Genomic DNA, 23,772 nt, shown 5'->3' with positions numbered 1-23,772 from the left:
ATCGTCATCAAGGTGACACATGACTGAGGGATTTCACGGTGAGTTCATTGTCTGAATCAGCGATATCGGTTTTCGGCGCCGACGGCATCCAACATGCCGCGCATGTTCGCGGTCTGATCCGTCAGGGTCGATGGGCTTCGCATACCAGTGGCCTGGCCAGTGACCATGTGCAGGGCAATGTGGTGATCCTGCCTTCGGCCGATGCCAGCGACTTTCTGCGTTATTGCCAGCGCAACCCCAAACCCTGCCCTGTCCTGGCCGTGTCGGAACCGGGTCAGGCGTCTTTGCCGACACTGGGTGCGGACATCGATATCTGTACCGACTTGCCGCGTTACCGCGTTTGGCGTGATGGTGAACTGGTGGACCAGCCCACAGACATCAGCAGCCTGTGGCGCAAGGATCTGGTGACCTTTGTCATTGGCTGCTCATTCAGTTTTGAGCAGGCGCTGATGGAGGCCGGCCTGAAGCTGCGCCATGTGGAGCAAGGCAAAAACGTGGCCATGTTTCGTACCAATATTGCCACCGAAGCGGCCGGTCCGTTCAGGGGCCCGCTCGTCGTGTCCATGCGACCGATGAAAGCCGCTGCAGCCATTCGTGCTGTGCAGGTCACGTCGCGCTTTCCAAACGTGCATGGCGCGCCGGTTCATATCGGCGATCCATCGCTGATCGGCATCACCGACCTGTCCAGACCCGACTACGGCGATGCGGTGGAAGTGATGCCCGACGAGTTGCCGGTCTTCTGGGCCTGCGGCGTGACGCCACAGGCAGCCATCCAGCAGGCACGCCCCGGCTTGTGCATCACCCACGCCCCCGGCGCGATGCTGATCACCGACCTTCTCAACAACCAGCTTGCAAGTTTCTAACCAAGGAGTCCTTTGATGAAAAAATTTATCTTCTGTCTGTCTGCCCTCGCGGTAGCAGCCACCGTGTCGGCCCAGACCAAATGGGACCTTCCCACGGGCTACTCTGCCAATAGTTTTCAGACCCAGAACGTGCAGCAGTTCGCCAATGAGGTGGACCAGCTCACAGCGGGCAAACTCAAGATCACCCTGCACCCGGGTGGCTCGCTCTACAAGGCCAATGAGATCAAGCGCGCGGTACAAACCGGGCAGGTGCAGGCGGCCGAATTCATCCTCTCTGGCGCTGCCAATGAAAACCCGCTGTTCGGGATTGACTCCATCCCCTTCCTGGCCACCAGTTACGCTGATGCGAAGAGCCTGTATATGGCTGCCAAACCCGCACAGGACAAGCTGCTGGCGTCCCAGGGTGTCAAGGTCTTGTTCACCGTGCCCTGGCCTGGCCAGTCGCTGTATTCGCTCAAGCCCATCAGCACACCAGCCGACTTCGCCGGTACCAAGATGCGCGCTTACAACCCGGCGACCACACGTATCGCGCAGCTGCTCAAGGCGCAGCCGGTGACCATCCAGCTGGCCGAACTGGGTCAGGCGCTGGCGACCGGTGGGGTGCAGAACTTCCTGACGTCCAGCGCCAGTGGTGTGGAAAGCAAACTGCATGAGCAGGTCAAGTACTTCTACCCCGTCAGCGCCTGGCTGCCGCGCAATGCGACAGTGGTGAGCCAGAAAGCGTTTGATGCACTGGACAAATCCACGCAGGAGGCGCTGCTCAAGGCCGCAGCTGCGGCCGAACAACGCGGCTGGGCGACCAGCGAGAAACTGGACGGCGAGTACATGAAAGAGCTGGCGGCCAAAGGCATGACCATCAGCGCGCCTTCGGACAGCGTCAAGAAGGAACTCGCCGCTATCGGCGAGACCATGACCGCCGAGTGGCTCAAGACCGCTGGCCCTGAAGGCCAGGCTGTGGTCGACGCTTACCGCAAGAAATAAGCGGCATCCGCGGTGGGCAGGTCTGTGCAATGCAGACCTGCTGGTAGAAGGCCCGCCGCTTTTCTTCTCTCGTTTTTTTGATCGATGCAGGAGCACGTGATGGGCAAACTCGTCCGGAATTTTTACAAACTGCTGATGGGCTTGTCCTGCATGGCCATGCTGGCGGCCTTTGGCACCGTGATGCTGGGTGTGCTGGCGCGCGAGGCGAAGTGGGATATCCCCGGTCTCGACGCTTATGCCGGTTATGCGATTGCGGCGGCCCTGTTTCTCGCGCTGCCAGGCACGCTTCAACATGGCGACCACATTCGCGTGACGCTGTTGCTTGATCGGGTTTCTCCCAGGGTACGCAGTGTTCTTGAGTGGTGGTCTCTGGCTGCGGGGCTGGCCTTGACGGCCTACGTGGCCTGGTACGCGGCGCGGCTCGTCTGGGTGTCGTACATCACGCACGATGTCTCGCCGGCCGCAGACGCATCGCCCCTGTGGATTCCACAGCTTGCGATGGCGCTGGGCTGCATCGGCTTTGCGCTTTCCTTTGTACATGCACTGGTCGAGCGCTGGTACGGCGGCAGTTTTATTGCCGTCTCCAGCGAAGCCGCCCACATTGAATAAACCCCGGAAAGACAAACATGGACATCGTTATTGCCTTCGGGTTGATCGTGCTGCTTTTTGTGGCGCTGGGGTCGGGCTTGTGGATAGGGCTGTCGCTGCTGGCAGTGGCCCTGCTGGGGATGGAGCTGCTGACCCAGCGACCGGCGGGGGACAGCATGGCGCTGACCATCTGGGGCTCCACCTCCAGCTGGACCCTGACCGCGTTGCCGCTGTTTTTGTGGATGGGTGAGATTCTGTTTCGCAGCAAGCTGTCCGACAGCATGTTCAAGGGGCTGGCGCCGTGGCTGGACCGCCTGCCGGGCCGGCTGCTGCACATCAATGTGGTCGGATGCACCATCTTTGCGGCGATTTCCGGCTCGTCGGCCGCCACCTGCGCGACCATCGGCAAGATCACCCTGCCCGAACTCAAGAAGCGCGGCTACCCCGACGACATCTCGGTCGGTACGCTGGCCGGCGCAGGCACGCTGGGCCTCTTGATTCCGCCTTCCATCATCATGATTGTGTACGGCGTCGCTGCCAATGTGTCCATCGCCAAGCTGTTTCTGGCCGGTGTGATTCCAGGCCTGATGCTGGCCGCGCTCTTCATGGGTTACATCATGGTCTGGGCCTTGTTCAACAAGGACAAGGTGCCGGCGGCCGATGCGGCCATGAGTTTCGGCCAGAAAATATACGCTTCGCGGCACCTGATTCCCGTGGTGTCGCTGATTGTGGTGGTGCTGGGCGGCATTTACAGCGGCATCGCCACCGCCACTGAAGCTGCTGCACTCGGGGTGGCGGGCTCGCTGGTACTGGCGGCCATTGAAGGTTCCCTGAACTGGAGCAAGTTCAAGGAGGGGCTGGTTGCCGCCTGCCGCATCTACTGCATGATCGGCCTGATCCTGGCGGGCGCGGCCTTTCTGACCCTGTCCATGGGCTTCATCGGTCTGCCGCGACACCTGGCCGAGTTCATAGGCGCGTTGAACCTCTCGCCTTTCATGCTGATGCTGGGGCTGATCGGCTTTTTTATCGTTCTGGGGTGTTTCCTCGACGGCATCTCGGTCGTTGTGCTGACCATTGCTGTCCTGCTGCCTACGGTAGAAGCCGCCGGGTTCGATCTGATCTGGTTCGGCATCTTCATTGTGCTGGTGGTCGAGATGGCACAAATCACGCCACCGGTCGGCTTCAATCTTTTTGTCATCCAGGGCCTGACAAAACGCGAGGTGACCTGGATCGCACGCACCGCGCTGCCCTTGTTCCTGCTCATGATTGTCGCGGTGCTGATTACCTACTTCTTCCCCGACGTGGTGCTGTGGCTGCCGCGTCACATGTAGTTCAACTGCCAGGGCCTGTTCACACTACTTATGCAAGATGCGTTGCGAGTCAAAAAGGTCATGCGCGAGGCGCAAAACGCAGCCGGGCTGGCGCCCGGCAAGGGTTTGCAACGCTGCGCATGGCCTTTTTGGCCGCAACCCGGAGGGAACGGGGTGAAAACAACGCCACTCGGCGTTGCACTCCTAACCCAGACACCCAGTCTGGGTGTCGTCGTGCGCCTTGATTGGCGCTGTTTTCACCCCGTTCGCACTTGTATAAATAGTGTGAACAGGCCCAAGCCACTTCTTTTCAGGAGTTCCCATGAAAAAACTTTTGATCTCCGTCCTGTGCGCGGTTTCGCTGGGTCATACCTCTGCCGTGATGGCGCAGACCACCTGGAAACTCGCTACCGGCTACCGGGCTGAATCGTTCCATACGCAGAATATATTGCAGTTTTCGCGTGACATCGAACAGGCAACGGCTGGCCAGTTGAAGATACAGGTACACCCCAACAACACCCTGGCCAAACTCAATGACATCAGGCAGGCCGTGGTGGACGGCAAGGCCGAGGCCGGCGAAACCATCATGACCAGCATGGTGAAAGACATCCCGATTGCCGGTGCGGATGCGGTGCCTTTTGTGGTGAGCTCCTACAAGGATGCCGCGCGTTTGTGGAAACTTCAACGACCGGGCATAGAGAAACACTTTGCACAGCGCGGGCTGATCCTGCTCTACACAGTTCCCTGGCCGCCACAGGGCCTGCACTCCAGCAAACCCATACGCAGCCTGGCCGACTTCAAGGGCACACAGATGCGGACCTACAACTCGACCACCTTGCGTATTGCCGAACTGCTGGGCGCAAAGCCGGTGGATGTGGCCATGGTGGATGTGGGTAAGGCCCTGGCCGAAGGCCGCATGGACAACATGATCACGTCCGCACTGACCGGGGTGGAAAACAAGGTCTGGGGCGCTATCAAGTACTACTATGAGATCAACGGCTGGTTTCCGAAAAATGTGGTGTTTGTCAGCAGCAAGTCCTTTGACGCACTTAAACCCGAAGCGCGCAGCGCCGTACGCAAGGCGGCTGCGGAGGCCGAGGCCAGAGGCTGGGCGGCCAGCGAGTCGCTCGCCAGCAGCGCCACCGAAGAGCTGCGGCAAAATGGCATCAGGATTGACCGTATCCCGCCGGACGTGGAGCTGGAGATCAAACGCATGGGCGAAAAATTCTCACGCGAGTGGGTGCGCACGGTGGGCAACGAGGCCAATCAGATTTTTGTGCCCTACTACCTTCAGTAAACATTTTGGGCGTGCGGGGCGCTGCCTCGCCGTCATTTTTTTTGAACCAGACTTCGACATGACCGACAACAAATCGACCGCACCGACCACCCCCCAGGCCTCCGGGAGGGCGGACAAACGCTGGCAATTCTGGATAGACCGTGGCGGCACGTTCACCGACATTGTGGCTAAAAAGCCGGACGGCTCCTTGCTCACCCACAAGATGCTCAGTGAGAACCCCGAGCAGTACCGCGACGCGGCAGTGGCCGGTATCCGCCATCTGCTGGGCCTCAAAGCCGGAGAGCCGATTCGCGCCGACCAGGTCGATTGCGTGAAGATGGGCACCACGGTGGCCACCAACGCCCTGCTGGAGCGCAAGGGTGAAAAAACGCTGCTGGTGACCACACGCGGTTTTCGTGATGCGCTGCGGATCGCCTACCAGAACCGTCCCCGGCTGTTTGACCGCCACATCGTGCTGCCAGAGCTTCTGTACAGCGCGGTGGTCGAGGCCCAGGAACGTGTAGGCGCCCAGGGTGAGGTGCTCCAGGCGCTCGACGAAATGCTATTGAAAAAGGAGCTGCTTGCGCAATACCAGCAAGGGCTGCGCAGCGTTGCGATTGTTTTCATGCACGGCTACCGTTTCACTGACCATGAAAAGGCTGCCAGCCGCATTGCGCGAGAAGTTGGCTTTACGCAGATCAGCACCTCGCATGAAACCAGCCCGATGATGAAGTTTGTCAGCCGGGGCGACACCACCGTGGTGGATGCCTACCTGTCGCCGATTCTCCGGCGTTATGTGGAGCAGGTGGCGGGCGAGATGCCGGGTGTCAAACTGTTTTTCATGCAGTCTTCCGGCGGCTTGACCGACGCCCATGTGTTTCAGGGCAAGGACGCCATCCTGAGCGGCCCGGCCGGCGGCATTGTGGGTATGGCACGCACCGCAGCGATAGCGGGCCACACCAAGGTGATCGGTTTTGACATGGGTGGCACGTCCACCGATGTGTCGCATTACGCTGGCGAGTTTGAACGTGAGTTTGAAACCCAGGTGGCCGGTGTGCGTATGCGCGCCCCGATGATGAGTATCCACACTGTGGCGGCGGGGGGCGGCTCCATCCTCAAGTTTGACGGTGAGCGTTTTCGGGTCGGCCCGCAAAGTGCCGGCGCCAACCCTGGACCGGCCAGCTACCGCCGCGGCGGGCGCCTGGCGGTGACCGATGCCAATGTGATGGTTGGCAAGGTACAGCCGCGTTATTTCCCCAAGGTGTTTGGCCCGAATGCCGACGAACCCCTGAGTTATGAGGCGGTGGAAACCCAGTTCAACGAGCTGGCAGGCCAGACCGGGCGCGCCGCTGAAGTGGTGGCCGAAGGTTTCATCAACATCGCGGTACAACAGATGGCCAATGCCATCAAGAAAATTTCTGTGGCCCGGGGTTATGACGTGACGCGTTATACGCTGCAGTGTTTCGGCGGCGCAGGCGGCCAACACGCCTGCCTGGTGGCCGATGCACTGGGTATGACGCGGGTGTTTGTACACCCGCTGGCCGGTGTGCTTTCTGCTTACGGCATGGGGCTGGCCGACCAGAACGTGATCCGCGAGCAGGCGGTGGAACTCAAGCTGTCGGATGCGGCTTTGGCAGAAGTTGAAAGCAAGCTGGATGGGTTGGCCGCCACCGCGCAGGCCGAGCTGCAGCGCCAGCAGGTCAGCCAGGGCGCCATCACCATGCACCGCCGCGTGCATGTGCGTTACGAGGGCAGCGACTCTGCGCTGATCGTGCCTTTTGGCAGCCTCGACCAGATTGAAACTGCTTTCGAGGCGGCTTACCGTCAGCGTTTTGCATTCCTGATGCAGGGCAAAGGGCTGGTGGTGGAAGCGGTGTCGGTCGAGGCGGTGGTGGCCGGTGATGCACCGGTGGAGCCGCGCCACGCGACCCACGAGCCGCGCGAGGTGCCGCGCCGTGAAACTGTGCGTATGTATTCTGGCGGGCAGTGGCACGATGCCGCGCTGGTGGTGCGCGAGGACTTGCAGCCTGGCGACATCATCAGCGGCCCGGCCATCATTGCCGAGAAAAACGCTACCACCGTGGTCGAGCCTGGCTGGGAAGCGGCGCTGACGGCGCTGGACCACCTGGTGCTGGACCGCCGTGCCGAACGCGCCATCAAGTTCGCCGCAGGCACCACGGTGGACCCGGTACTGCTGGAAGTGTTCAACAACCTGTTCATGAACATTGCCGAGCAGATGGGCCTGCAGCTGCAGAACACCGCCTACTCGGTCAACATCAAGGAGCGGCTGGACTTCAGCTGCGCGCTGTTTGACACCGCTGGCAACCTGATTGCCAATGCGCCCCACATGCCGGTGCACCTGGGTTCCATGGGTGAGAGCATCAAGACGGTGATCCGTGAAAACACCGGCAAGATGCAACCCGGCGATGTGTATGCGCTGAACGACCCTTACCACGGCGGTACCCACCTGCCAGACATCACGGTGATCACACCGGTCTATCTGGGCGCGGCAGAGACGCCGACTTTTTATGTCGGCTCGCGTGGACACCACGCCGACGTGGGCGGCACCACGCCGGGATCGATGCCGCCGTTTTCAACACGTATTGAAGAAGAGGGCGTGCAGATCAACAACGTCAAACTGGTGGGGCGCGGTGTGTTGCGCGAGGCCGAGATGGTGGCCTTGCTAAAGAGCGGGGAGTACCCGTCGAGGAACCCGCAGCAGAACATGGCCGACCTGAAAGCGCAGATTGCCGCCAACGAAAAAGGCGTACAGGAGCTGCGCAAGATGGTGGACAGCTTCAGCCTGGAGGTGGTGCTGGCCTACATGCGCCATGTGCAGGACAACGCCGAAGAGTCGGTGCGCCGTGTCATCACGCGGCTGAAAGACGGCCAGTTCACGCTGCCGCTGGACAACGGCGCGCAGATCAGCGTGGCGATTCGTGTCGACACAAAAAACCGCAGTGCCGAAATTGACTTCACTGGCACATCGGCGCAGCAGACCAACAACTTCAATGCACCGACGGCCGTCTGTATGGCGGCTGTTCTTTATGTCTTCCGTACCCTGGTTGATGACGACATTCCGCTCAACGCGGGTTGTCTGAAACCGTTGAAGGTGATCATTCCACCGGGCTCGATGTTGAACCCGAACCCGCCGGCCTCTGTCGTGGCCGGCAATGTGGAAACCTCCACCTGTATCACCAATGCGCTGTTTGGCGCGCTGGGTGTCATGGCCGCCAGCCAGTGCACCATGAACAACTTCACCTTTGGCAATGCCAGCCACCAGTATTACGAAACCATCTCGGGCGGCTCTGGCGCCGGCGGGGTGACGGACGCTGATGGCAAGGTGATCTCGGGTTTTGACGGAACCTCGGTGGTGCAGACCCACATGACCAACTCACGCCTGACTGATCCGGAAGTGCTGGAGTTCCGCTTCCCGGTGCGGCTGGAGAGTTATGAAATTCGCCAGGGCTCGGGTGGCGCTGGCAAGTGGACGGGCGGCAACGGCGGCGTGCGGCGTGTGCGTTTTCTCGAACCCATGACAGCCAGCATTTTGTCCAATGGGCGCAAACACGGCGCGTTTGGCATGGCGGGCGGCGAGCCGGGTCAGGTCGGTCGCAACGTGGTGGTGCGTGCGGGTGGGCAAATCGAGGCCTTGGACCATATCGGCCAGGCCGAGATGTTGCCGGGCGACGTGTTTGAAATCCACACGCCCGGTGGCGGCGGATTTGGCGTGGCCTGAACGACTCGTCAAAAGACGCCAGGGCCATGGAAAGAAACAACCGTCTTCAGCGCTGGTTCGGCACGGCCGACCCTTCACCGCACGAGTCGGTTCCGGCCCACAGTCCTGCCGCGCCGAAGTCTGAGTTGCGCGCGATCCGTGCCGCCATGACACTCGCCGTGGCGCCCTGCACCGACAGCCACCGCCTGCGGGCCTCGGCCCGCATCGCGATAGCCCACTCGGTAGTCGATTTGTGGCTGTTACGTGCCGACATCTTTCAATACCTTGCGCAGGATCTCGGGCAGAAGGCGGCGGCCCAAGCGATCATGCGCCTGGCACCACTGTTTGAAGGCATGGTGCCTGCCGTTGCGGCGCACCGGAAAATTCCTGACAATCAGGCGCATGAGCGACACCTGCATTGAAAACTACCGTTTTCTAGCGCGTTACAACCGCTGGATGAACCAGCGTCTTTATGACGCTTGCGGGACGCTCAGTGACGAAGAGCGCAAGCGTCAGCGCGGCGCTTTTTTTGGCTCCATCCACCACACGCTGACACACCTGGTGCTGGCAGACAAGATGTGGCTGCATCGGTTTGCCTCGCAGGAGACGGGGTTCGCCGCGCTGCCCGCAGCGGCACTGGCCTTGCCGGAAGGCTCTGACTACAGCAGCGACCTGCACCCCGACTGGCAGGACCTGCGGCAAACGCGCGACGCGCTGGATGAAGTGATTGAACAGTGGCTGGCCGAGATGACAGCAGACTTTCTGACCAGCACCATGCGATACGCCAATACCAAGGGGGTGCAGCGTGCGCATCCGGCCTGGCAGGCGCTGACGCATTTTTTCAACCACCAGACGCATCACCGCGGACAGGCGACCACGCTGTTGATGCAGGCCGGTGTCGATGTTGGCGTGACCGACCTGGTTGCGCTGTTGTGAGGCGGCCCCGGTCTTTTTTCTGATCACACCGACACGCGCAGGCTCAGAACAACTGGTGCGCCAGCCACGCCAGGCCTGCCGCCATCGGCAAGGTGGCGACCCAGGACAAAAGGATGGTGCGCAATGCGCTTTTATTGAGCGTGTCGGCGCCCGACCCCACGCCAGCAATCGCGCCTACCGACACATGTGTGGTGGAAACGGGCAGGCCGAACTGGCTGGCACCCAGCACCAGCGTGGCGGTGATGAGGTTGGCAGACAGCCCCTGCGTGGGGTCCATTCGGCTCACGCGCCGGCTCATGGTTTCGGCCACTCGCCTCGAAAGCAGTACGCCGCCGAGCGCCATCAAGGCGGCAATCATGGCGATGGAGGTTTGCGCATTGAGCAGGTGGGCTGCCACCAGCAGCGCCGCCAGCTTTGGGGTGTCGTTGACGGCGCGTGCAAAACAGATCAGGCTGGCGGAAAAAATATGCAGCCGGTTCAGCATGCGGGCAATGGCCAGCCGGGCCAGGGGCGCCGCCAGTTGGTCGCATTGGGGGTTGGAGCCCATCACCAGTTGAGGAGCGGTCATCTGTTGCAGCACAGAGCCGGAGGTTACGGCAAGCACTGGCGGTGCAATGACGCAGGCGCAATCCGTGTCGGCGCGCCGCAGCAACAGGAGCCGCCAGGCAAGCCAGCCCAGCACGGCAGCCAACACAGGACTCAGCAGCAGAGGCAGCACGAAGGTGTTGGCGAGCCGGGCGAACTGCAGCTCACCCGGGCTGGCCGCGAGCCCTGCGCCCACCAGACCGCCCAGCAGGGCATGGGTGGTGGAAATCGGGAGCCCCGCGCGTGTGGCGATGATGACCGTGAGTGCCGCTGCCAGGCCCACGCTGGCGATGAAGCGCGGGGCGTCCACCACCAGCGCGGGCAGCAGCCCCTTGCCCGAAAACTGCTGCACCAGGCCGTTGGCCAGGTACAGCGACATCAGGCTGCCGGCCACGGTGGCCAGCGTTGCAAGGATCAAAGCCTGGCGATAACTCAGGGAGTCTGAACCCCAGACGGTGGCGAAGCCCTTGAAGTTGTCGTTCGCGCCGTTTCCGAAGGCCAGAAAAAGTGCGACGGCGACAAGCAGGTACTCCATGGCGTGGCGGACAACAAATCAGCAACATCCGGCAGGGCCGCAAAAACCAGCGTTATTGCCCTGCGCACCGTCAAACGGCAGGCTGGTGCCGCAGCCTTCAAAAATCCCGTAGTGCGTGTCAAAGTTGCCAATGAAACTGAAGTGCGGCGCAAACCGTGTTCCTTGCAGCATGTGCCAGGTGTTCCCGCAGACCGGGAAGACCTTGCCGGTCTGGATGTCGTGGTGTTTGTCCAGCGCGAAGCGGCCGGCGTGTTCTGCAATGCTGCCGCGATAGACCACAGCCTGGCCGTAGTCCTCGCAAGCCGATTCCAGCGTGGCCAGCTTGAACAGTCGCCAGGTGGCCGAATAAAAGCGCAGGTTGCCGGTGCGCGCCGCCAGTTGTGGATCGGTGATGTCCAGGGGCCGGTCTTCCACCAGGCGCGGGTCGGCAAAGCCGTGGCCTTGCGCCAGGCGTTCGAAGTCTTTCCAGTACAGCGCGCCGCCCAGGCATTCACCGTACAGCACCGGGTCGTTCTTCACCGCTGCCGGCACGCGGCGATCGGCGTACACGTCGGAGAAGTAAAACTCGCCACCGGGTTTGAGCAGACGCTGCACACCGGCGAGCACGGCGTCTTTGTCGGGCGAGAGGTTGACCACGCAGTTGGAGACGATCACGTCAAAACTGCCGGGCTCCAGCCCGAGCTCGTCGAGGCGCTCGATGTAGCCATGCAGAAATTCCACGTTGCTGTAGCCAAACAAAGCGGCGTGGTGGGCCTGATGCGCACGCGCCACGGCCAGTTGTTCATCGGTCATGTCCACGCCGACCACGGAGCCGGCAGGCCCGACCAGCTGTGCCAGTGCATACACGTCGCGGCCAGAGCCGCAGCCGAGGTCCAGCACGCGGCAGCCTTCAAGCAGCGGCGGGCAGACCAGGCCGCAGCCGTAGTACCGCGACAGCACCTCGGGGTGGATGCGTGCGAGCAGCGGCTTGAGCCACTCGGGCATGCTGCTGACGTCACAGCAGGCGCTGGTCTTGAGGTCGGCCGTGCCCTGCAGCTGGCGGCCGTAGTAGTCGGTGACGATGTCGTAGGTGTTGTGGTTTTCGTTCATGGGGTTCTTCTGAAAGTAAAGGTGCTATGAAATCAGGAGCTGCTTGCGGAGGTGTTGATTGGGCTGGAGACCGATTTGGCCAGATGCTTCTGGGCCATGAAGCCCACCGGCAGGTGGACCAGGTCCCCTGCTTCGTCGATGTCGTGCAGCACCGGCCCCTGCCACGCGCGCAGGCCCAGCGCGTCCAGGCGTTGCAGCGTTTCGGTGGTGACGGTGGATGTGCTCCACGGCATGTTTGCAAAAACACCGGGGCAGGGCCCTTGCAGCCCGATCAGCACGTAACCACCGTCGGCCACGGGTATGAGTACCGCATCGTGTTGAGCCAACTGCCGGGCCGCCTGGCGCAGGTGCTCGCAGTCCAGAGCGGGGCAGTCGGTGCCGATCAGCAGCACCGGGCCGTGGTGGAAGGTGAGGGCGCGCTGCATCGCGCGGTCCATGCGTTCACCGAGGTCCCCCGCGCCCTGCGCCGTGCAGGCCACACCGGCGGGCAGCGCCACGCCGTGCCAGGCGGTGTCACCGGGCGCCGGGCTCATACACAGCTCCACCGCGTCCAAACCGGCCGCCACGGCCTGCTGCAGCGTGTGGTCCAGCATCGCCCGCGCCAGTGTCGCCGCGCCCTCAGCGCCCAGCGCGGGGATCAAGCGGGTCTTGACGGCGCCGGGCTGCGGCGCCTTGGCAAAAATCACCAGGCGGGTCATGGCATGTTCACCGGTACAGCTCGGCCAGCCGTTCGGGCGCGACGCCGCGCCAGTAGGCCCAGCGCAAGCGCCACATCAGCAAAATCGTGCGCCAGACACCGCGGCTTTCCCAGCGCCGGCCGGATGTCTGCACCCGGGCTTGCAGGCAGACCGGACGCGAAAGCTGCAGCAGGCGACGGGACATCTCGATGTCCTCCATCAGCGGCTGGGCCGGAAAGCCCCCCGCGGTCTCAAATGCGCTGCGGGTCATGAACATCGCCTGGTCGCCGGTGGCGATGCCTGTCCAGCGCGAGCGCCGGTTCATCAGGGCGGCGATGAGCCTGAGCATGACCGGGCGGCCTGCGATTCGTACGTCAAAACGGCCCCAGACTTTCGAACCGTCGGCCAGGGCGTTGCAGATCAGCGCGTCGGCGCTGGCGGGCAGCACGGTGTCGGCATGCAAAAACAGCAACACATCACCGGTGGCTTGTGCGGCGCCCGCGTTCATCTGCAGCGCCCGACCGCGCGGCGCAGCAATCACCTGTGCACCACCGGCCTGCGCCAGCACTGCGGTGTCGTCGCTGCTGCCGCCGTCGGCAACGATCAATTCAGCGCCGCTGGCCAGCAGCGGTGCCAGCGCTCGCAGCGCCGCACCGATGCCCGCAGCTTCGTTGAGCACGGGCATGACGATGGAAAGTCCGGGTCCCGCCATGATGGGGCGTTGCAGGTGGGGTCTCAGTGCTCCAGGGCACCGCCGCAACTGCTGCCCTGGCCGGCGGTGCAGCCAAAGCAGTGGCCCGCCACGCGGATCGGCTGCTCGTCGATCCCGGCGCTGAGCAGGTCGCGCAGATGGCGCTGCAGGCCGGAAGTGCCCAGCGGCAGGCCGAGCTGCTGGTTGAAGTCGCAGTCGGACAGCCAGCCTTGCCAGTCCACGCTGACCGTGTTGCGGCACATCACGCCAGCCAGGTTCTGTTCCTGGAAGCTGCCCTTGAGCAACTCCATATAGCTGTCAAACGTGCCTTTGGACACCAGGGTCGAGCCGAAGCGCTGGATAGGCATGTTGGTCAGCGCGAACAGCTCATTGAAAACAATGCCGAAATGCGCCAGCAGTTCGCGTTTGTAATCGGCTTGCAGGGCCTGCTGGTCGGGCGGCAGGGATGCACCCTGCGGGTTGTAGACCAGGTTCAGCGACAGGCCCGAGCCACTCTGGCCGTAACCGAGCTGGTTGAGTTTTTGCAAGGCCGCGATACTGAGGTCGAAAACACCTTCGCCGCGCTGCTTGTCGACATTGGCGGCCGAGTAACAAGGCATGGACGCCACGATGTCCACGCCTTGTTCGGCCAGAAATTCGGCCAGTCCTTCCTGCCCGGGCTCGAACAGGATGGTGAGGTTGCAGCGGTCGATCACGCGCACGCCTTGCGCGCGTGCGCTGCGCACCAGATCGCGAAACCCCTCATGCAATTCGGGTGCGCCCCCCGTCAGGTCCAGCGTGCCCAGACCGCGTGCCGCCAGCACCTGGGGAATCAGCGCCAGCGTGTCAGCATCCATCATTTCGGTGCGGTTCGGGCCGGCGTTGACATGGCAATGCAGGCAACTCTGGTTGCATTTGTAGCCAAGGTTGACCTGCAGGGTGTCGAGCTGCGCGCGGCGGATGGCCGGGAAAGGTGTTTTTTTCAGCAGGGGGAGGGTGTCGTGCATAAGGTGGGCCTATCCAATGAAGTGTCAGGTCAGGAGCGCGGCCAGACGCGCGCGCACCTCGGGGGCCATCGCGTCGGGCTGGGTGACCAGCGCGTTCTGCAGTGCGCTGTGGGCCTCGCTGGCCGGTTGTTCGGCTCCCAGCAGACGTATCGCCTCCGCCACCACCTGCTGGGCGCGACCGGCGTTTTTGAGCAAGTTGGCCAGTGCCATGTTGGCATTGACATGCGCCTCTCGGGGATGCCAGCAATCAAAGTCAGTCACCATGGCCAGCGTGGTGTAAGCGATCTGCGCCTCGCGCGCCAGTTTGGCCTCAGGCATGTTGGTCATGCCAATCACACCGGCGCCCATGCTGCGGTACCAATGGGATTCGGCCAGGCTGGAAAACTGCGGGCCCTCGATGCACACGTAGGTGCCGCCTTCGTACAGGGTTACACCGTGGTCGGAAGTATCGGCGGCCAACACGCCGCGCACAGCACGCGCCAGCACGCCGGCAGCAGCAGCGCAGACCGGTTGCGCCATGGACACATGGGCCACCGCGCCGTTGCCGAAGAAAGTGCTTTCGCGGCGTTTTGTCAGGTCAATGAACTGGTCGGGCAGCACCATGTCCAGCGGCTTGAATTCTTCACGCAGCGAACCCACGGCCGACACCGAGACGATGTAACGCACGCCGAGCTGCTTCATGGCATGGATGTTGGCGCGATACGGCACCTCGAAAGGCAGCAGGCGGTGGCCGCGCGCGTGCCGGGCCAGAAAAACGGCGGGAATGCCGTGGACCTTGCCGGTGACCAGCACGTCGGATGGCGCGCCGAAGGGCGTGTCCATCACCTGCTCCTGCGCACCTTCAAGCGCGTCCATCTGGTAGAGGCCGCTGCCTCCGATGATGCCTACCAGTGCCTGGGTCATGCTTTTGCGGTCCTTTTGATGAGGGGGTGGAGATTCAGGCTCAGCCGCATATTCTGAGCGAATTTGCAGGAAGCAGTGTTAGCCTCGTATTACAACCACTTCATGAATTCGTCGTTGGCGTGGGCCTTTTCTTACAGCGCGTGGGCCGGTTTTTGTAAGAATCAGCGTTTTCGTCCGACTGAATTGACATAACCATCAAAGGACGGTCGTGAACTCACGCAAACTCATCATCGCCGTACTCTTGCTGGCGGGCATAGGCGTTTTTTTTGCGCTGGATCTGGGCCGTTATTTGAGCTTGGGCTTCATCAAGGACAGCCAGTCGTCTTTCCAGGCCGTTTTTGAGCAGAAACCGGTCTGGGTGACACTGGCATTTTTTGCGGCCTATGTGGCCGTGACGGCCTTGTCCCTGCCGGGAGCCGCCATCATGACCCTGGCGGCCGGTGCCGGCTTTGGCCTGGTGTTGGGGACCATTGTGGTGTCTTTTGCATCCACACTGGGAGCCACGCTGGCCATGCTGGCGGCGCGTTACCTGCTGCGGGACAGCATCCAGGCACGTTTTGGCAAGCGGCTGGACGAGATCAACAAGGGTGTGGAGAAAGAGGGCGCGTTTTACCTGTTCTCGCTGCGTTTGATCCCGGTCGTGCCGTTTTTTGCGCTCAACCTGCTGATGGGCCTGACCCGCATCAAGACCTGGACCTACTTCTGGGTCAGCCAGCTTGGCATGTTGGCCGGCACCGTGGTGTATGTGAATGCCGGTACGCAGATCGCCAAAATTGATTCGTTGCGGTCGATTGCCTCGCCGGCGCTGATCGGCTCTTTTGTGCTGCTTGGGGTCTTGCCGCTGGCGGTCAACAAGGTGCTGCAGTTTTTCAGGCGCCGCAAGGTGTACGCGCGTTGGGCCAAGGTGCGCCCCACGCGATTTGACCGCAACCTGATCGTCATCGGTGCTGGCGCCGGCGGGCTGGTTTCGGCCTATATCGCCGCCGTGGTCAAGGCCAAAGTGACGCTGGTGGAAGCCCACAAGATGGGCGGCGACTGCCTGAACTACGGTTGCGTGCCGTCCAAGGCGCTGATCCGCAGTGCCAAACTGGCGCACCAGATGAAACATGGCGCCAGCTACGGCCTGAGCGACAGCACGCCGGGGTTCAGCTTCAAGGCGGTGATGCAGAGGATTCAGGCGGTCATTCGCGCCATAGAACCACATGACAGCGTCGAGCGTTACACCGGGCTGGGGGTAGAGGTGCTGCAGGGTTATGCGCGTATCGTCAACCCCTGGACGGTGGAAATCACCCTCAATGAAGGCGGCACCCAGACCCTGACCACCCGTAGCATCGTGATCGCAGCCGGTGCCCGGCCGCTGGTGCCGCCTCTGCCGGGGCTGGAAGAAGCTGGCTATGTGACCAGCGATACCCTGTGGGACGTATTTGCCCAGCTCGACGAAGTGCCCCGGCGGCTGGTGGTCCTCGGTGGTGGGCCGATAGGTTGCGAGCTGGCTCAGGCTTTTGCGCGCTTGGGCTCACAGGTCACGCAGGTGGAGATGGCGCATCGGCTGATGCTGCGGGAAGACGAAGAGGTCTCGGCGCTGGCACAAAAAACACTGAGCGCCGATGGCGTGCAGGTGCTGACGGACCACAAGGCGCTGCGCTGCGAGGTCTCGGCTGGCGTGAAGACGCTGGTCGTGACGCATGCGGGCAGCGAGCTACGCATTGACTTCGACCAGCTCATCTGCGCGGTCGGCCGGGTGGCGCGGCTGGAGGGTTACGGGCTTGAAGCGCTGGGGATTCCGGTCCAGCGCACGGTCGATACCAACGAGTACCTGCAGACGATCTACCCGAACATCTATGCGGCGGGTGATGTGGCCGGACCTTACCAGTTGACCCATGTGGCGTCGCATCAGGCCTGGTACGCCGCGGTCAACGCGCTGTTTGGCGAGTTCAGGCTGTTCAAGGCAGATTATTCGGTCATTCCCTGGACCACCTTCATCGATCCGGAGGTGGCCCGTGTTGGCCTGAACGAGCAGGAAGCCAAAGAAAAAAATATCGCGTTTGAGGTGACCCGTTATGGCATGGACGACCTGGACCGGGCGATTGCCGACGGCGAGGCGCGGGGTTTTGTCAAAGTGTTGACGGTGCCGGGCAAGGACAAAATTCTCGGCGTGACCATTGTGGGTACCCATGCGGGTGACCTGCTGGCCGAGTATGTACTGGCCATGCGGCACGGGCTGGGACTGAACAAAATCCTCTCCACCATCCACACCTACCCGACGCTGGCCGAGGCCAACAAGTTTGCGGCCGGCGAATGGAAGCGCGCGCACCAGCCCAAGCGCCTGCTGGAGTGGGTACGCCGTTACCACGACTGGAAGCGGGGGTGACATGAAGCCCGTACTGCCGCACCTGAGCCGACTGTTTGGGGCGGGACTGACGGTTCTGCTGGGCACTATGGCGACCGTCATGGGAGCCCATGCACAGCCGCTGGCGTTGACAGCGTTTTCATCGGTCACCGGACAGCAGCCGCCAGCGCCCTGGCGCGTAGTGGGTGTGCCCGGCGGAAAAATCCCGCTGACCAGCTTTGCGCTGGTCGAACTGGACGGGCGCAAGGTGTTGCGGATTGAAGCGGCCAAGTCGTATGCCAACCTGGTGCATGAGTTGCCTGCGGTGGTGCCTGAGGCGGGGCTGCGGCTGGGCTGGCGCTGGCGGCTGGACGAACCTCTGCGCGGAGCCGACTTGCGCCGTCGCGAGGGCGACGACAGCCCGCTCAAGCTGTGTGCGCTGTTTGACATGCCGCTGGACAAACTCGGGCTGATCGAACGCAACCTGCTGCGCCTGGCGCGTGCCGTCAGCGGCGAGAAACTGCCGTCCGCCACCCTGTGTTATGTCTGGGACGGCACGTTGGCGCCGGGAACCCTGCTGGACAACGCCTACAGCGCACGTGTGCGCTTCATCGTCCTGGACAGCGGTGAGCAGCGCCTGGGTCAGTGGGTTGCCCATTCGCGCGATCTGGGGGCTGATTTTCGTCGCGCCTTTGGCAAGGAAAGCGATGCAGTGCCGCCGCTGCAGGCCGTGCTGGTTGGCGCTGATGCCGACAGCACGGGTGGCCGTAGCCTGGGCCATGTCGGGGATGTCACCTTGTCCCCTTGAAAGTCCCCGGTTTTGGCACCATGCGAACCATTGCGCTTGGACTACCTCCCGAAAGCTACTGATTTGATAGCTGCTTGCGCATGTGGCGTAAGGGCTGGAGGGCGATAAGGCATGAAAAAACCCGCCGGCGGCGGGTTGACTGGACAAGCGCTGAGCGCTTATTTTTTCGCTGCGCTGGAGGCAGGTTTCGGCGCATCTGCCTTGGCCCCGGCTTTGGCATCGACCTTGACTTCGGCCTTGGTTTCTGCCTTGGGGGTCACAGCGGCCTTGATGTCCTTGGCGGTTTCTTTGGCTGCATCCTTGGTTGCCACGGCTGCACCCTTGACGGCGTCTTTGGTGGCAACCGCCGCATCCTTGGCTTTTTCAGTGACCGGTTTGTCGGCCTTGGCTTCTGCTTTGCCGCCGACTTTGTAGCTTGCGCCATTGACCGTCATGCCCTCGGCCGAAAATTTGGCTGCGCTGTCGGTACCCACGCCTTTGACGCGGGTGACAAAGTCATTCCAGTCCTTGAAAGGCGCCTTCTTGCGTTCTGAAATGATCAGCGCCGACTTGACCGGACCAATGCCCTTGATGCTGTCGAGCTCGGCAGAAGTGGCGGTGTTGGCGTCAACAGCAGCAAAAGCCACGGCGACATACATGGCGGCGACAAAGGCCAGCAGTTTCTTGAACATCAGAAATCTCCTCGAAGTGAATGGTTGTGGCGGGTGATCCCTCCTGGCATTCAGGATGTCCCGATCTAATAACGGCTGCCCCGTAGTCGGCGTTGACCCCGTACCAGGGGGTCACACAGAATAAGCCCTAGGCGGACTTTGCCAGCACATTCATGTAAGCAGCTACACCGGTTTGCACGTCAGCAAACGAATGCTTACATCCGACCGCTCGCAGCGCTGTCAGATCGGCCTGTGTGTAGCTCTGGTACTTGCCAACGAGTGCGGTGGGGAAGTCCATGTAGTCGATCAGGCTGCCGCGCGCGGCTTCTTCGAGCGTCAGGGCTGCCTCGCCCTGTTGCTGGCGCAAGGTGTTGACGACGGTCAGCGCCACGTCATTAAAAGCCTGTGCCTTGCCGGTGCCGAGGTTGAAGAGGCCCGAGGCCTGCGGGTTATCCAGGAACCACAGGTTGACCGCCACCACATCGTCGATGAACACGAAGTCACGCATCTGCCCGCCCGGGCCGTAGCCACCGTATTCGCCGAACAGCTTGACCTTGCCGTCGGCGCGGTACTGGTTGAACTGGTGAAAAGCCACGCTGGCCATGCGGCCCTTGTGCTGCTCACGCGGGCCATAGACGTTGAAGTAGCGAAAGCCGGCCACCTGGGTCTGGGCGCCCGAAAAATCAGGCCCCAGCTCGCGCCTGAGCTTCTGGTCGAACAGCAGCTTGGAGTAGCCGTAGACGTTGAGCGGTTTTTCAAACTCGGGTGACTCGCGGAAGGTGCTGGAGCCGCCATAGGTGGCCGCCGACGAGGCATACAGCAGCCGCGTGCCCTGCTCCTGGCAGGCCGAGAACAGGTCACAGGACAGCGTGTAGTTGTTGTCCATCATGTACTTGCCGTCGGGCTCCATGGTGTCGCTGCAGGCGCCCTCATGAAAGACCACATCCACATCGCCAAAAGCGGCTTCTGCAAACAGCTCGTAAAAGTCGTCTGCGTCGATGTAGTCGGCGATCTGCAGATCGGCCAGGTTGCGGAATTTGTCGCCGTCGGTCAAATCGTCCACCGCAATGATGTCGTTGATACCGCGCGTATTCAGGCCCTGGATGATGTTGGCACCTATAAACCCGGCGGCGCCGGTGACTACAATCTTCATGGGAATAGTTCCTCGTAACTGACTGTCGCCGTACCAAATTTGCCGACGACGATGCCCCCGGCACGGTTGGCCACCGGCACCGCTTCACGCAGGCTCAAACCGGCTGCAGCCATGGCCGCCAGGGTGCCGATCACGGTGTCGCCCGCACCCGTCACATCAAATACCTCACGCGCCAGCGCCGGCACATGCAACTGACCCGCAGCGTCGAACAAGGTCATGCCTTCTTCGCTGCGCGTCAGCAACACGGCATCCAGCTTGAGCGATGCCCGCAAATTCTGCGCTTTGGCCTGCAAATCGGCTTCATCGCGCCAGGTGCCTATCACCTGTTCAAGTTCGGCGCGGTTGGGGGTGATGGCGTTGGCATTTTTATAACGCGAATAGTCTGCGCCCTTGGGGTCCACCAGTACCACCTTGCCTGCGGAACGCGCCTGGTCAATCATCAGGCCGATGTGCGCGAGGCCGCCTTTGCCGTAGTCCGAGAACAGGACGCTGTCGTGCTGCGGCAGCAGTTTTTCAAACGCGGCAGATTGCGAGGCCAGTACTTCGCTTTCAGGCGTATTTTCAAAATCCAGCCGCAGCAGCTGCTGCTGCCGGCCAATCACGCGCAACTTGACGGTGGTTTTGAGCTGTGGATCGCGCCCGAAGCAGGGCGTGATACCGGAGGCCGCTACCAGGGCTTCCAGCTGATGGCTGGCTTCGTCATCCCCCACGACGCTGAGCAGCGAGGCGCACGCGCCCAGGGTGACGATGTTGTAAGCCACATTGGCCGCGCCGCCCATGCGTTCTTCCTGCCGGGTCACGCGCACGATGGGCACCGGCGCCTCGGGCGAGATGCGGTCCACCGCCCCATACCAGTAGCGGTCCAGCATGGCATCGCCAACCACCAGCACGCGGGCTTGGGCAAGCTGTTCTCGGGACACGGTTGAGTGTGCGGTCATGTTCATCAAATCTTATTCAAGTGGACGCCGCGGATCTGGCTTTGCCAGGCCGCAGGTGTCCGCCCCCTGCAAGGGGGGAAGGTGCTACACGCAGTGAGCATCCGACGGGGGTGTTCCAAATCTCTGGTGTTCATAACTCTTCTATGCGCCGTGCCGGGTAACTGTCCCAGGCCTGGCAGCCGGGGCAATGCCAGAAATGCTGGGTCGCCTCAAAACCGCAGGCGGCACAGCGGTAACGCAGCAGTGGTTTGGTGGCTTTGTCCAGCGCGCGCTGAAGCAGTCCGCGCTGCTGCTCGTTGCCCAGCTGTTCACCGGCGATCCATTTGGAGGCAGCGACCAGCGAGGCCTCGCGTTCGAGATGTTGGCCATACCACTGGCGGGTTTCGCTGGCGCCGCTGTCAAGCCGGATGATGGCATCGAGCAGGTCGAGTGAGGGCAATTGGGCGTAGCTGGTTTTGAGCAGTTCCAGGGCTGCGGCTTGTTGACCGCCTTGTTGCGCAATGTTGACCAGCAGGCCGGCGGCCAGCGGCAGGGCCTGCGGTGCATTTTGCGCAAGCTTGCGCAGGCTGGCGAAGGCTGCGGCGTGCTGGCCCTGCTGAGTCTGGAGTTTGGCCAGATCGATCAAGGGTCGCGGCGAGGCAGGCGCCAGCGCAACCGCCAGTTCCAGGCTCTCCAGCGCCTGTTCAGGGGCACCTGATGCGGCTGCGGCCTGGGCCTGCTCGCACAGGTAGTGCGCTTGCCGATTGCTGAAGCTGCCCTGGCTGCTACTGTCCAGTTTGCCGGCGATCTCGGTGGCGTGGTCCCAGTCGCGTGAACGCTCGTAGATCGACAGGCGGGCCAGGCGGGCTTCTTCTTCGTAACTGGTTCCTTCGAGTTTTCTCAAGGCCAGTTCGGCACGGTCCAGCAGGCCGGCCTTGAGAAAATCAAGCGCCAGTGCATGCTGGGCCCGGTCACGCTCGGGCTGTGTCAGGTCGCCGCGCGACATCAGGTGTTCGTGCACACGCACTGCGCGCTCGTACTCACCGCGCCGTCTGAACAGATTGCCCAGGGCGAAATGCAGCTCCGAGGTGTCAGGGTCGTTCTGCACGGCTTCGATGAAGGCGTCAATCGCCTGGTCCTGCTGCTCGTTGAGCAGAAAATTCAGGCCGCGAAAATAGGCCTTGGGTGCTTGCCGGTTCTCTATGCGCAATTGCCTCAAGTCCAGCCTGGAAGCCAGCCAGCCCAGGGTGAAGGCAATCGGAAACCCCAGCAGGACCCAGGTGAAGTCAAAGTCCATGGTGCATCGTCGAAGGGTTCTCGCTCATGGCGGCGGTGGGAGGGTTCAAGCGCGCGGCACGGCGGGTTTTCCACCAGCGCGGCATCATCATCAGCACCCCCAGGGCCAGGCCGCTGGCAAATGCCACCAGCACCACCAGCACCAGCGGCGCCTGCCACACGGTGCCGAAGAAAAAGTACACGGACACGGTTTGCTGGTTGTTCAGCGCAAACGCAAAAAGCGTAAAAAAAATGGCTGCTTTGAGCAGCCACATCAGGTATTTCACGTACGGTCCCCTTGTGGTGCGGCAATTGTAGCCAGCCCACCCGCAGAAACCGCCTATTTGGCTTTGGGCGCCAGCATTTCTTCGGTTCGGGTGTCGACGGCCTCGCGCAGTGCTTTGCCCGGCTTGAAATGCGGTACACGTTTTTCAGGAATCGCCACACTTTCGCCGGACCGCGGGTTGCGCCCCATGCGCGGCGGCCTGCGGTTGATCGAGAAGCTGCCAAAGCCCCGGATCTCGATCCGGTGCCCACGCACCAGCGCATCGCTCATGGCGTCAAGAATTGTCTTGACGGCATATTCGGCGTCGCGGTGTGTCAGCTGGCTGAAACGGGCAGCCAGCTCTTCAACAAGATCACTTCGGGTCATAAGAATAGGGGGACAAAGAAATGGCGTGCTGTTCCGGGGAGCAGGCACGCCATGTTCAGGAAGTCCGGTTTACTTCTCAGCGTTGTCCATTTTGGCGCGCAGCAGCGCACCCAGGTTGGTCAGCCCCGCGTTGTCACGTGAAGACTGCTGGCTCAGCGAGGCCATGGCCTCCTGCTGGTCGGCGTTGTCCTTGGCTTTGACCGACAGCTGGATGTTGCGGGTCTTGCGATCCACGTTTACCACAACGGCCGACACTTCGTCGCCTTCTTTCAGCACGTTGCGCGCGTCTTCCACGCGGTCACGGCTGATTTCGCTGGCGCGCAGATAACCAATGATGTCTTCGCCCAGATCGATCTCGGCGCCTTTTGCATCCACGGTCTTGACCTTGCCCGTCACAATCGCGCCCTTGTCGTTGATCGACACAAAGGTGGTGAACGGGTCAGAGTCAAGCTGCTTGATGCCCAGGGAGATGCGCTCGCGGTCGACGTCGACGGCCAGCACAATCGCTTCGACTTCCTGGCCCTTTTTGTAGTTGCGCACGGCGGCTTCGCCGGGCTCGTTCCACGACAGGTCAGACAGGTGCACCAGGCCGTCGATACCAGCAGCCAGGCCCACAAAGACGCCGAAGTCGGTGATCGACTTGATCGGGCCCTTGACGCGATCGCCGCGCTTGGTGTCCTGTGCAAACTCCAGCCATGGGTTGGCTTTGCACTGCGTCATGCCCAGGCTGATGCGGCGCTTGTCTTCGTCGTTTTCCAGAACCATGACTTCGACTTCGTCGCCGAGGTTGACGAGCTTGCTCGGGGCCACGTTCTTGTTGGTCCAGTCC

At 62.1% G+C, this 23,772-nt stretch carries 23 protein-coding genes; 10 read left to right on the top strand and 13 right to left on the bottom strand.

Features of this window, described 5'->3' with window-relative positions:
- The first annotated feature begins 86 nt into the window (after window positions 1-86).
- The 8 genes from Q8L50_RS01650 (at window position 87) to Q8L50_RS01615 (ending at window position 9,672) form a co-directional block, all read left to right on the top strand.
- Window positions 87-863 (top strand): putative hydro-lyase, encoded by a 777-nt coding sequence (locus Q8L50_RS01650; protein WP_305347009.1) that lies wholly within the window; start codon window positions 87-89, stop codon window positions 861-863.
- A gap of 15 nt (window positions 864-878) precedes the next feature.
- Complete coding sequence (locus Q8L50_RS01645; RefSeq protein WP_305346904.1) at window positions 879-1,844, top strand: TRAP transporter substrate-binding protein; 966 nt, start codon at window positions 879-881, stop codon at window positions 1,842-1,844.
- 99 nt (window positions 1,845-1,943) lie between these two features.
- Entirely contained in the window at window positions 1,944-2,453 is a 510-nt protein-coding gene (locus tag Q8L50_RS01640; protein WP_305346903.1) for a TRAP transporter small permease, read from the top strand.
- A 17-nt stretch (window positions 2,454-2,470) separates the two neighbouring features.
- The gene (locus Q8L50_RS01635) at window positions 2,471-3,763 is read left to right on the top strand and encodes a TRAP transporter large permease (protein ID WP_305346902.1); all 1,293 of its coding nucleotides are present in this window, start codon (window positions 2,471-2,473) and stop codon (window positions 3,761-3,763) included.
- A 301-nt stretch (window positions 3,764-4,064) separates the two neighbouring features.
- Window positions 4,065-5,039 carry a TRAP transporter substrate-binding protein gene (locus tag Q8L50_RS01630; protein WP_305346901.1) on the top strand — a complete coding sequence of 325 codons (975 nt, stop codon included), beginning with the start codon at window positions 4,065-4,067 and terminating at the stop codon, window positions 5,037-5,039.
- Window positions 5,040-5,097: 58 nt separating this feature from the next.
- Window positions 5,098-8,757, top strand: a complete 3,660-nt coding sequence (locus tag Q8L50_RS01625; protein ID WP_305346900.1) for a hydantoinase B/oxoprolinase family protein — start codon at window positions 5,098-5,100, stop codon at window positions 8,755-8,757.
- Window positions 8,758-8,783: 26 nt separating this feature from the next.
- A complete protein-coding gene (locus tag Q8L50_RS01620) occupies window positions 8,784-9,158 on the top strand; it encodes a hypothetical protein (RefSeq protein ID WP_305346899.1) in 375 nt (124 codons plus the stop codon).
- On the top strand, window positions 9,139-9,672 hold the full coding sequence (locus Q8L50_RS01615) for a DinB family protein (RefSeq protein WP_305346898.1): 534 nt from the start codon (window positions 9,139-9,141) through the stop codon (window positions 9,670-9,672). The genes Q8L50_RS01620 and Q8L50_RS01615 overlap by 20 nt, the downstream gene beginning before the upstream one ends.
- A 43-nt stretch (window positions 9,673-9,715) precedes the next feature.
- Here the strand turns inward: Q8L50_RS01615 and Q8L50_RS01610 are convergent, their stop codons facing one another.
- From Q8L50_RS01610 to mtnP, 6 genes are read right to left on the bottom strand one after another with little or no spacing between them, the layout of a single operon-like run.
- The gene (locus tag Q8L50_RS01610) at window positions 9,716-10,792 is read right to left on the bottom strand and encodes an inorganic phosphate transporter (protein WP_305346897.1); all 1,077 of its coding nucleotides are present in this window, start codon (window positions 10,790-10,792) and stop codon (window positions 9,716-9,718) included.
- A gap of 18 nt (window positions 10,793-10,810) precedes the next feature.
- The gene (locus Q8L50_RS01605) at window positions 10,811-11,881 is read right to left on the bottom strand and encodes a methyltransferase domain-containing protein (protein WP_305346896.1); all 1,071 of its coding nucleotides are present in this window, start codon (window positions 11,879-11,881) and stop codon (window positions 10,811-10,813) included.
- Between the two features lie 32 nt (window positions 11,882-11,913).
- Entirely contained in the window at window positions 11,914-12,579 is a 666-nt protein-coding gene (locus Q8L50_RS01600; protein ID WP_305346895.1) for a TIGR04282 family arsenosugar biosynthesis glycosyltransferase, read from the bottom strand.
- Between the two features lie 7 nt (window positions 12,580-12,586).
- Window positions 12,587-13,270, bottom strand: a complete 684-nt coding sequence (locus Q8L50_RS01595; protein ID WP_305346894.1) for a TIGR04283 family arsenosugar biosynthesis glycosyltransferase — start codon at window positions 13,268-13,270, stop codon at window positions 12,587-12,589.
- A gap of 23 nt (window positions 13,271-13,293) precedes the next feature.
- A complete protein-coding gene (gene arsS, locus Q8L50_RS01590) occupies window positions 13,294-14,256 on the bottom strand; it encodes an arsenosugar biosynthesis radical SAM (seleno)protein ArsS (protein WP_305346893.1) in 963 nt (320 codons plus the stop codon).
- A 24-nt stretch (window positions 14,257-14,280) separates the two neighbouring features.
- Complete coding sequence (mtnP, locus tag Q8L50_RS01585; RefSeq protein WP_305346892.1) at window positions 14,281-15,159, bottom strand: S-methyl-5'-thioadenosine phosphorylase; 879 nt, start codon at window positions 15,157-15,159, stop codon at window positions 14,281-14,283.
- 208 nt (window positions 15,160-15,367) lie between these two features.
- On the opposite strand from mtnP, the gene Q8L50_RS01580 reads away from it, so the two are divergent.
- Window positions 15,368-17,530 carry an FAD-dependent oxidoreductase gene (locus tag Q8L50_RS01580; RefSeq protein ID WP_305346891.1) on the top strand — a complete coding sequence of 721 codons (2,163 nt, stop codon included), beginning with the start codon at window positions 15,368-15,370 and terminating at the stop codon, window positions 17,528-17,530.
- 1 nt (window position 17,531) lies between these two features.
- On the top strand, window positions 17,532-18,296 hold the full coding sequence (locus tag Q8L50_RS01575) for a DUF3047 domain-containing protein (RefSeq protein ID WP_305346890.1): 765 nt from the start codon (window positions 17,532-17,534) through the stop codon (window positions 18,294-18,296).
- 158 nt (window positions 18,297-18,454) lie between these two features.
- Here the strand turns inward: Q8L50_RS01575 and Q8L50_RS01570 are convergent, their stop codons facing one another.
- The 7 genes from Q8L50_RS01570 to Q8L50_RS01540 form a co-directional block, all read right to left on the bottom strand.
- Window positions 18,455-18,967 carry a helix-hairpin-helix domain-containing protein gene (locus tag Q8L50_RS01570; protein WP_305346889.1) on the bottom strand — a complete coding sequence of 171 codons (513 nt, stop codon included), beginning with the start codon at window positions 18,965-18,967 and terminating at the stop codon, window positions 18,455-18,457.
- A 127-nt stretch (window positions 18,968-19,094) separates the two neighbouring features.
- Window positions 19,095-20,099 (bottom strand): ADP-glyceromanno-heptose 6-epimerase, encoded by a 1,005-nt coding sequence (gene rfaD, locus Q8L50_RS01565; protein WP_305346888.1) that lies wholly within the window; start codon window positions 20,097-20,099, stop codon window positions 19,095-19,097.
- On the bottom strand, window positions 20,096-21,043 hold the full coding sequence (gene rfaE1, locus Q8L50_RS01560) for a D-glycero-beta-D-manno-heptose-7-phosphate kinase (protein WP_370869712.1): 948 nt from the start codon (window positions 21,041-21,043) through the stop codon (window positions 20,096-20,098). Before rfaE1 ends, rfaD begins: the two co-directional genes overlap by 4 nt.
- Before the next feature lie 124 nt (window positions 21,044-21,167).
- A complete protein-coding gene (lapB, locus tag Q8L50_RS01555) occupies window positions 21,168-22,313 on the bottom strand; it encodes a lipopolysaccharide assembly protein LapB (RefSeq protein ID WP_305346887.1) in 1,146 nt (381 codons plus the stop codon).
- Complete coding sequence (locus Q8L50_RS01550; protein ID WP_305346886.1) at window positions 22,303-22,578, bottom strand: lipopolysaccharide assembly LapA domain-containing protein; 276 nt, start codon at window positions 22,576-22,578, stop codon at window positions 22,303-22,305. The genes lapB and Q8L50_RS01550 overlap by 11 nt, the downstream gene beginning before the upstream one ends.
- Before the next feature lie 53 nt (window positions 22,579-22,631).
- The gene (locus tag Q8L50_RS01545) at window positions 22,632-22,943 is read right to left on the bottom strand and encodes an integration host factor subunit beta (protein WP_305346885.1); all 312 of its coding nucleotides are present in this window, start codon (window positions 22,941-22,943) and stop codon (window positions 22,632-22,634) included.
- A gap of 69 nt (window positions 22,944-23,012) precedes the next feature.
- On the bottom strand, window positions 23,013-23,772 hold a 760-nt coding region (locus tag Q8L50_RS01540; protein WP_305346884.1), incomplete at its 5' end, for a S1 RNA-binding domain-containing protein.

It is taken from the genome of Polaromonas sp. (assembly GCF_030680935.1).
Lineage (GTDB): Bacteria > Pseudomonadota > Gammaproteobacteria > Burkholderiales > Burkholderiaceae_C > Polaromonas.
This window is presented reverse-complemented; position numbering and strand designations above follow the sequence as displayed.